General features: G+C 38.8%; 3 protein-coding genes. All 3 read right to left on the bottom strand.

Annotated features, from left to right (window positions below; translation table 11 throughout):
• On the bottom strand, window positions 1-8,810 hold an 8,810-nt coding region (locus ABD682_RS14685), incomplete at its 3' end, for a SprB repeat-containing protein (protein ID WP_344742387.1).
• 350 nt (window positions 8,811-9,160) lie between these two features.
• Complete coding sequence (locus ABD682_RS14680) at window positions 9,161-10,153, bottom strand: PorP/SprF family type IX secretion system membrane protein (RefSeq protein WP_344742386.1); 993 nt, start codon at window positions 10,151-10,153, stop codon at window positions 9,161-9,163.
• Between the two features lie 84 nt (window positions 10,154-10,237).
• A partial coding sequence (locus tag ABD682_RS14675) for a T9SS type B sorting domain-containing protein (protein ID WP_344742385.1) occupies window positions 10,238-11,096 on the bottom strand: 859 nt, incomplete at its 5' end.

Here is an 11,096-nt window from a genome sequence, read left to right as displayed (position 1 = left end):
GTTGGCGTACTGGATTTTACCAGATCGGCCTGGATCTGTGTTGGTTGGGTTATAATAATATCCGGTGAATTATACGAACAGTTATAACCATCGATCACCTCAACACTGTACGTTCCTGCGCCTAATCCGCTAAATACCGGAGACGCCTGTGGTCCTGAACTGCTAACCGTTGGAGCCGTTTGGTGTAATATATAACTATAATTACTTCCCTGACCGCCGCTTACACCACTTATCGTGATTACAGCATCTGTATCTCCAAAACACGCTAAAATCGTTGTATTGGCCGTTACCGTTGCTGTGATTGGTGGAGGGATTGACAAAGTAATGGCAACAGTGGCCACACAACCTTTTGTATCTCTGGCACTTACAATATAATCCCCAGCAGAAAGGCTTTCGAAATAATAATTTGAACTATAGGAAGCGATAACGGTTCCATTAGTCAATTCTAATTGATATTCATAACTACTAGACCACCCACCAGAAGCAGAAGCTGATATCGTTCCATCATTATATCCATTAATACAGGTTATATCCGAGTGCGTTTCTGAAATACTTAAAGGAGCGATAGGTGCAGAAATCGTAAAGTTTTTACTAACATTACAAAACGGAGTATTCGTTAACGTTGCACTTATAGTATATGTTCCTGATGCTAATCCTGAAATAGTAATAGGACCAGCATTTGCAGATGTTCCGGATGTTATAAGATTTCCAGAACTATCGTTTACAATATAGTCAAAAGGGCCTGAATCATCTGTTGGCTGAGGACTTCGATCTATCAAAGTAACATTTACACTACCATCAGCGTCACTAAAGCAAGTAACATCTACAACAGCATCAACAGAAAGATCAAAAGTATTCGGATCACTAACATAATGGGTTGTTTGTAAACTACAACCTGTGTCGAGATTTACAACCGTAATTATATAATTTCCAACGGGAAGTCCTGTAAAAACGCCTGTAGTATTGGTAACCGAAGGTATGACCGAAGCGGCGTCTTCTAAAGTATATTCTAAATTAGAAGGTGTTCCTACTGTACTATTTACTATTACGGATATATCTTCATCATTTGAACAGGTAATCGCATTATCTATTGAAATATCTAAAGAATCCAGTCTTATAAATGGTTGAATTGTAGCTGTTGCTGAACCTAAACAACCGTAGTCATCGTAAACGTTTATGGTATAATTTCCTCCTGAATAATCTGATTCCGTATATGTATTATTATTACCGGATTGAACTATCGTTCCATCCTTTATAAACTCGTATTTAGTATAATTTCCTGAGCCACCAGTAACACCTGATACCGTAATACTAGCATAGTTTGATGCATTGGTATTTGGCGTACACGCATATGATGTGACAATTGGAGCCGAAACTGATATATTATTCGGTTCCCCTACAATTTCCGATTGGGTTAATGAACAATTTTTACCCGAAGTAACCGTAACATTATAAGTTCCTGCCGATAATCCTGTAAATACATTTGAAGTTTGTGTCGTTAAACCACCATCCAAACTATAGGTATATATAGGATCATCGTTACTTGCTGGCAGATTTACTGTTATTGAACCATCACTTCCTCCAAAACAGCTCACATCAGAAGGTGTTGTTGTAAAGGTAACCGGAGTAGCCTGATTTAAAGTTATAACAGCGTTCGAGGTACAAGACGTTGTTGTATCTGTAATTGTTATGGTATAAGTTCCTGAAGGCACGCCCGAGAAGACATTCCCCGATAAGCTTATCGATCCTGGATTCGGACTAATACTGAAAGCATAATTACCCGTTCCACCATACCCATCGACGGTTATTTCACCATCATTATCAGAACAACTTGGCTGAATATTTATGCTTGGTGTCATAAATAATGGTGGAATTATTGAAACATTTACAACATTACCGCAACCATTGGCATCCCTAACTTCAACTGAATGATTTCCTGAGGCTAAGTTTGAAATTATAAATGGGGCTGATCTCGTTTGAAAAGCTCCTCCATCAATACTGTAAACATAAGGAGGTATTCCAGCTGAAATCAAGTCTACCGAAATTTCAAATTGTCCCTCGTCAGCTACGCATTGATTAACAAGAGTAGCCGAAATAACCGGCTCCGGATCTAATGGTAAGTTAATTACTGATGTAGTTTTTATACAATTAAAGGCATCTTTAACATGAACATAATAATTATTGGCATCAAGGCTAAAGGTATTTGAACTTGTCCATGCCGGATCGGAAATAGAAGGAGATGTCGCCGAAGTAGTAACCTGATACATATATGGCGGGGTTCCATTTTCACCTTGAGCAAAAATTACCCCGGAATTCGGATTACAATTGGCATTCTTTTCTACAGTAGCCGAAATATTTAATTCGATCGCAGATTCTGTAATATTAAAGGTTGATGAAGCCACACTGCATCCGGTATTGGGCCCTGAGTCCTCTTCTACCAGAATAAAATATCTTCCGAAATCCAATGGCCCCAGGTTACTAACTGACAGGTTTCCACCTGACGAAATAGTGCCTGTACCGGATATTCCTGTGGTTGTTACTGACTCGGCATTATAGATAGTGTACGTTACATTTACAGATGAACCATAACTACTACCAACATCAAAACTTACTGTTCCGTCAGCACTTCCTTTACATGTAATATTTGAAGCCACCTGATTTGAAATATTTAATGTTGAATTCGTAGGGATTGGTACATCTGCCGGTTGGTAATAATAACATTGGGTGTTTTCTGCATAAACAATGAACGTATAAGTAGCACCTGGAATTAATCCCGTAAAGGTAGCGTTTTCACTGCCTGCACTATCTTCATCTTGCCATGGCGCTGTTGTTGGAGCAGCATAGGTCATATTACCACTACCATCATATATCGCAAAATGGAACGGACCATCACCAGAAAGTGAACTTCCAATGGAAACAAGAGCGGTTCCTCCATTGGTACAATCAGCTACGGTATCCACCAGAATATCTAAACTATCAGGTGGCGAAGCTACTAAAACGTTCTGCTCCATAACAGAACAACCATTGGCATCGGTGATGATGATCTGGTAGTAGCCATAATTTACAACGTCGAATACCTGAGTATTTCCCGTTTGATTCGTTATTTGATTATTGTACCCATTCACTCCGGTTACGTGATAAGTATAATTTGGGGTACCTCCACTTACAGCATCTACATAAATACGTCCCAAAGAAATTCCTCCACCAGTACATTGAATCGGATCTACATGAAAATTTAAAATAATAGGATCAGGCTCAGTAATAGTAATATTGGCGGTGTCAGTACACGCATTGGAATCTGTTAGGGTTATTTGATAATCTCCTGCAGGTAGGCCCGAAGTCTGAGAGCCATAATCCGTACTAGTGGTAAGATTATAAACATTAATTTGATACGTCGGTGTACCAACTGAATTATTTATATTGACTTGAATTGCAGCACCCGAATCTCCATGACATGAAATAAACTGTGTTTGTACTACACTGGTAATTTCCGGTAGCGAAATAGGATTAAGGGTTTGTACACTGGATTCGGTAGTACAACCGGCGGCATCAGTTATTAAAAATTCATAATCTCCGTTAGCGGAAGTTGAATAAGAGAACGTATTTCCTGAAAAGGATGTGCTGCTTCCGTATCCAGCTCCGTTATAGGAAACCTGATAACTAAAGGGTGCCGTTCCGCCGCTAATGGTTCCTGAAATTGTCGCCTCTGGTGTTGCTGAACAATCCAATCCTTTGGTTATATTGACTGATACTATTAGTTGATCTTTAATCGTTTGGGTGGGTACATTATAAGTACATCCATAAGCATCCCTAACTACAATATCGTAAGTTCCAGGTGCCAAATTGCTAAACGTATTACTACTTCCAAATGCACCGCCATTGTTACTGTATTCATAGGGTGCTTGTCCTCCCGAGGCATTCACAATCAACGTACTTCCATTGCTAGCATCGTAGCAAAAATCTGAATTTGTATCAATGGTAGCAGTTAAAGGAGTTGAAGGCGTTAGACTTAAATTTGTTGTTGCTGTACAGCCATTAGCATCCGTAACTCGTATTATATAATCACCTTCAGAAATATTGGTCAATATGCCATTCCCCGGAAAATTAAAAATCAAATTTAGATTGGTATCCAGCAATTCAAAACTAAATGCCTGGGTGCCCCCTGAGGCTGAAGCTTGAATTGTGGCCCCGTTCAAGCAAGTAACGGGACCTCCGGTAGCGCTCACACTTAATAGAGCAGGTTCTGAAATAACCGAATTAAAATTAAAACTACAGGTATCAGGAGCATCTTCATAGCGCACGGAAATACTGTAATTACCAGAGCCTAATCCTGTAATGGTATGCGGTGAGGTCATTTGTGTATTCCATGTGGTACCATTGTCAATAGAATATTGAAAGCCTTTTGCGGGATCAAAATTTTGAGCTGCAATTGTAATTGTTCCATCTTCAGCGCCGGAACACGTTACATCAGAAGTATTCGTGATGCCTGCTGTGAAGGCTTTACCTGAATCTACTATAAAAGGAAAATCTACTGAGGTGGTACAAGTGACCGGTAACTGAAACACACGAATGTCATCAATACCAGCGTCGTTACCATTATAGAGGATACTTCCTGACCTAATTACGAAGGTCAAATCCGTATTATTCCCCGGATTTAAGGTAAGTTCATTTAAATTCCACTTTTCATTATTATCAATTTTCCCAGTAAATTTTTCAGCAATCACATTATCAGAAGGATCAACCAACTGAATTAAAAAATCTGGAGGTGTTTTATTAGTATGCGATGTAAGCATATTGGCCAGATATAATTGAACTTTTATGTCCTGAAAGGGAATTACATCATTTATGGGTTTACTGTACAAAATACCATAAGGTCCCGCAGCTGATCCAATATTAACAATCAAATACCTGCCATCCGGATCTGCTCCATTGGTAGTATGATCCTTGAAGTGATACCAGGCCCCAGTATTTTGGGCATCAGGATCGTCCGGACGCCAAAAGAAACTAGCCACAGAGTACTGGTTATCCTTAAGAAGGCGTGATCCGCAGGGATAAGGTGAATCGACACGCTGGTCATTAAAACAATACGCACTTGCAATGCCTGAAGTTGTTGTTGGAGCACCACTACCAAAATCCTCAATCAGGAGATTACTGTATGTTGGAACATCTTGCAGCGTGTATTCAACTGTAATGGTATGAGATCCTTGTGGTACATTCAAAAACGTTTTGGGATCGGCTGTATTGGTATTCGGTACACCGTCCAGTAAATAATTATAGGTGTATAAAGATCCTCCTTCATTTATAACGGTTACTGTACTTTGTGCTGTTCCATCACAATTGAAATCAGGATCAGAAATTGAAATTGATGGCGTCGGTGGCTCTTGATCCAGCACAATATCTGACATGGGGTAAATACAACCATTGGCATCCCTAACATATAAGGTGTAAGTTCCCGGAGGTACATAGGCTTCATTACTTGTAGTCCAGGTTGACTGGTTATCAAAACTATATTCATACGGTGGTGTTCCACCTTGTGGATTTGTAATACGCAACTTACCTTCACCAGACGGACCACATCCGGCCAATTCATAAACGCCACCAGAAGCTGTTAAGGCTCTTGCAGGCTCGGTAATGATAATATCCTCTACCGTACTTAAACAAGCTGTACCGTCAAAATTATATTGAACTACAGTTTGATAAGTACCGGCTGTCAAATTTGAAAAAACGGGATTAGCACTGAAAGTTGTACCGTTATCAATACTGAAAGTCAGCGTATTGCCATGAGCATTCTGTACATTAAAGGAAATAGAACCGCTATTAGGTTCACTAGCACACAAAATATCCGTTTGACTGATGGAATATTCCGGTGGTAAAGTGGCATCAACCGATATCGAGGTATCCGCAGAACAATTATTGGAATCTACCACCGTAATATTATAAACACCGGAACTAGTAACAGGAATCACGGCTTCCGTTTGAAATTCAGTTGTACTGTTCACAAAATAGAAAAATGGTGGCGTTCCGCCTTCGGGATAAACCGTTATTTCTCCATCGGAACAGGTTAAAGGTTTAGTTAAAGCCGCTGTTGCTGTTAATACTGGCGGATTGATAATTTCAATATCCTCGGAATAGGAACAACCATCTTCCGTTGAGACAGTAAAAGTATAAATGCCCGAACTCAAATTATAAAAATTATAATGGTTATCGGTGATTGGCCCTACAGAATTTACAATTGTTCCTCCTTTTGAAATTGAAAAATAATATTGTGGACTTGCGTCATTTGCAGCAAGGTAAATACTTCCTAAATCACCATTACAGTAAGGTTGAGTGATGATGTTTGATACCGTAAAATTTCGTGATCTTACCTGAATATCCGGAACCGTAAAAATACATGGATTTGGAGATACGCCTACCTGACGAACAGAAGCCGTGTAAATACCTGGAGTCGTTATACTAAACACATTACTGCTTTGGTAATTGGTGCCATCCAAACTATACTCATAACCAGTAGGTACATTATTCACCGTAATTTCACCGGGAGTTGTACAAATAATATCCTTGGCTGTGGCCGTTGGTTCTAAAAGGTTACTGTAAACATTAAAATAAAATTGATTAAAACATCCACCGGAATAATTGAGTGTAATGCGGTATTGTCCTTTGGTATCGATAACATAATCAGGTCCGGTTTGAACTTCATTCCAGGTACAGGTGTCTGATTCGTTGGCACAGTTTTGATTTGGAACTGCCGAGCAACTTGTTTCATCCAGGCGCTCCCAAATAATTGATGTCGTATCATTAATTCCTGTCTGAATAAAGCGTGTATCATTCAATCCACATAAATAAAAATTAGGCAACTGTTTTCCATCGTTTGGACAAATTACGACCTGATCTGCAAAAGGGATCAGCGGATTTGTAACATTAGCGCCATATGTAATGACATTGAATGTTTGATCAATAGACTGACAAGGTGCCACGGCGGTGTTATGAACATAATAAGTTCCTGTCTGAGTTACTGTCAAAGATTGGTCGGTACCAACAACTGGTGATCCGGAAGGATCCGTAGACCAGGAATAGCTATCATAGCCATTGCCTGCCGTAAGGGTTACACTTGCACCACAAAGCACCACATCCTCTTCAAAAGTACAATCGAGATCAGCTAAAAAATTTGTTGCTGCAGGCGTTAATAAGCACCCTGTATTTGAACTAAAACTTGGATCGTCAGTAATGGAATATTCAGAATTTATGGTTCCGTTATAACTTACATAAGCCTGATTACTGATCGTATTAGAACAAGCATCACTAAGGAGACTACACGACCGAACCACATTTACTTTAAAACGTATTTCAGAAACCGGATCGTTTTGTTCTACTACAGAATCATCAACCTGAAAAATAAGTTCACGAGTCAATGGATCATAACTTTGAACGCTAACTCCGGCTGGAAGCAAAGCAATGTCATCAGGATAATTAAACTCTACGTTAATAGGCAGAACATCTCGAATTAGTAAATTTTTAGCATCATCATTTCCCACATTTTGAAAACCAATAACATAATTTAGTTCATCGCCAAGGTTCACATATTGATTACTAATGTCGTTACCAGAAGCGTCCTCAACAATTTTGGTCAGTTTTATATCCGGTTCAATAATTTCAACAGAGAAAGATGTTAAATAAACGCCATATCCATCACCACTGGTTGTTAATTTTAAATCGCCGGCTGTTTCATCATTTGGTAAAACTATGTTATTCGGATTTGGTATTTTAACATCGTTAACGTCTAAACCCAGAGTATTTAAACTGGCCGGATTTCTATTTGTAATATGAGAACCATTTCTCGTTATCGTGGAATTAAAAAAGTTGTTCGCCTGGTTAATAGCATCACTAAGAACCGTATACGACGCTGAAGAATTTGCTTTGAATTGGTAAGAATCGCCTGTAATCCCATAATCACCCTCGAGGGCTGCAACACCTATATTAGCATTTACAGGAAGTGGTGCCGGTAAAGTTTGGAAACCGGAAACAGGAATGTCTAGTTGTGTTGTATTTTGAACACCGGCATAACCATCAAAAAGAGAAATAAATTTACTTGGCAAAAGGGGACTTTCATAAATAACAACGAGTGTCCATCCCGCAGAACATCCTCCTCTTCTATAACCACGAGTAGCTCGCTGATTGGCTACGGTATAGATACCGTCGGCATCTGCCAGTCCTTGTAAAAGGTTTGTAACATTCTTGTAACAGATAATGGGAGAATCCTTAAAAGAATCAGTAACATCCGGGCCATAATATTTATATCCATCAAAAATAATATCGTCCTCTTCACCGGCAGGATCTGGATTATTATCGGCCACCAAATCAATAAAACCCCCTGTGGGTAACTTGAATTTAATTTGATTCCAATCCTCTAATCGGGGTGTTCCTTCAAATTGAACACTCTTATTCGTGGCCACTTCCAACGGATAAACTGATGCCCAGTATAACCCGGCATATAGAATTTTTTTACAAGAATTATTAATTTCCAAATCGGCAGAACTTGAGCTGAAAATAGAAGCATCACCTCCACTGGCAACATTAACATATGCGCCTTCTTGATTATTATTGATAGCGGTTCCGTTGTATGGTAAAGGCAGATCTTTGGCCGTAATGATATTATTACCTATTAATACTATATCCCCTTTTACCTTAATACTTCCTCCGGACAATCGTGGCGTAAAAGGAACCGGTAATTGTGCATAAGCTATTACACTTTGCATCAAAATAATAAATAGGAGTGATAGCTTTAGTAGGTTAGTAAAGGTAGTTTTGTGCATAGATAAGTGGTTTTAGTTTTTAGTATCGTGGGGGAAAATAATTTTACATAACTCTTTTTTTATGTTCTTAAAATTTATAATACGTAAAAACCTACCTATTTAGCATTTTATCAATAAAAACTGCCTTTCGTCCTACGAATATCCGATTTTTTTGAAGAAGGATTTGGATTGGGGTGTTAATATTCGACGTATAACCGAAAATAATACCTTTCATCGAACTTTTTCAGTTTTTTCCTACTGTGAAAAAAATTTCAAAACATTTAAAACCTTGAAAACCAAGTAATAAAAAAAACACGTATCAATCAATACGTGTTTTTAAGAAATATTATTTTGAGAGAAACTATGTCATGTTAATGATGCACCGGATCTTGAGTACACGGACAGTTACTAATACCTTGTAAGAAGTTCAGACCAATAGTTACCACGTGGGTACCTGAGTTGTATCCAGATAACTCATTGGTTGTAATCTGGTAGGCATATCCAAAATAAAAAATACCTTTCGAAAAGCCTACCATAGGACCTATATTCAATGGTTTTAAAAACTGATCGTTTAGGAAACGGTATGATATACCCGCCCAAAAGTAATCCTCATTCCTATTATATTTTCTAAACTTAAAGTTAAGGTCTGTACTCGAACGTTTATCACTGCTGAACATCTGGTAATAAACAGAAGGTTCAAATTCCAATCCACTCTTTCCTGGTCCCTGAAAGGTATAACCAGAATAAATCTGATAGTTAAGTAATAAGTTAGGCTCCTGAAGTCTTATCAGATCATCAAAGTTCTTCGGCAGAATGTTATTCGCATTCAAACTAAAGAAAAAGCCTTTCAATCGAAACAACACACCTACATCAAAGTTGTGGTTGGTAGTTCGCCTGTCGTCCGTTACCGCAGGATCGATTGTAGGATTTTGATAAGTAGTATTAAAATTATTAATATCAATCCTGAAATTATTGATGTTATACGAAATACCAAAAGACAGATACATTTTAGCATAGTAATCCAATATCAAATGGTGTGCAAAGGAGAGCTTCCCTCCTGTTTGTATTGTGTTTCCGTTTCTATCATTATAAAATGACAGTCCAACGCCGGTTCTATCGGCAATACGAATATCACCATATACCGACTGGTTGTCTGGGGCCCCCTTAATTCCTACCCATTGCGTTAATCCATTAGCACGTAACTTTAAGTTATCTCCTATTCCAGCAAAAGTTGGTGAGACCACAAAGTTATTATCTGCTAAATACTGCGTAAATACAGGAAGATTTAATTCCTGACCATAACCCATTACTCCTATAAATAATACGAGAAAAAGGTTCACTAAATGATTGCGTATTTTAGACATGTTTTTGGTATTCAAGGGTTTTTAACTTTATTCTTTTTATTTTTCTTTCAATATTATAATTTCTATTTTGTTCATTCTAATCCTCTAGCGATATAAGGTAAAGTGACCTACAAAGCTTCTGTCGTCATGACTATCATTAAGCTCAATCACATACCAGTAATCTCCCGTTGGTAGTTCCTTGCCGTTGTACTTACCATCCCACTTCTGGCCTTTTCTTAAAGTCGCTACGCGTCTGCCATAACGATCATAAATATTGTAGGTTAAATTCGGGAACTGGTTCGCACAATCTGGACCCCACTCATCCAACTGTCCATCGCCATTTGGGGTGAAGTAATTCGTGATACAGATGTCGATGTATTCAAAATAAGCCGTCGCTGAAGCTATACAGCCATTACTATCTGTAACCGTTACCGTATAATCACCGGACTCATAGATGTAAAAACTTTCATCACTACCTATAGATTCCATACTACCATTAGGAAGGGTTACCGTATAATCATAATCCCCTGATCCTCCTGTGGTCGCTATGACTACCTGATTCAGTTCGCCATCTGCAATACTGATCGTTAACGGATCATACTGCGCTACTGTAAAGTCGAACTGTTTCTCACAGCTATTGGTGTGTCGCACGGTGATGTAATGACTTCCGGGAACTACATCCGTAAAGGTATTGCTTACCTGATACACACCGCCATCCAGTGAATAATCAATATCATTAAGATCTACTAAAGTATCATCTACTGTTACAACGACCGTATTGGTTGATGCATCCGTAACATCACGACAGTAATCAACAGCTACCGTAGCTTCTATTTGTACCGATTCCGGGAAGTCGATATTCCACTCCGAGAAACAGCCCTGAGCATCCATCACATATACAATGTGGTTTCCTCCGCCTAAGCCCGTAAAGTCAAACTGCGTTTGTGTTGCTGTACCTGTAGTG

It is taken from the genome of Gaetbulibacter aestuarii (assembly GCF_039537665.1).
Lineage (GTDB): Bacteria > Bacteroidota > Bacteroidia > Flavobacteriales > Flavobacteriaceae > Gaetbulibacter_A > Gaetbulibacter_A aestuarii.
This window is presented reverse-complemented; position numbering and strand designations above follow the sequence as displayed.

Excerpts from the sequence above, each read along its gene's own strand:
- ABD682_RS14680 (WP_344742386.1), bottom strand. The coding sequence starts at position 10,153 with ATGTCTAAAATACGCAATCATTTAGTGAACCTTTTTCTCGTATTATTT.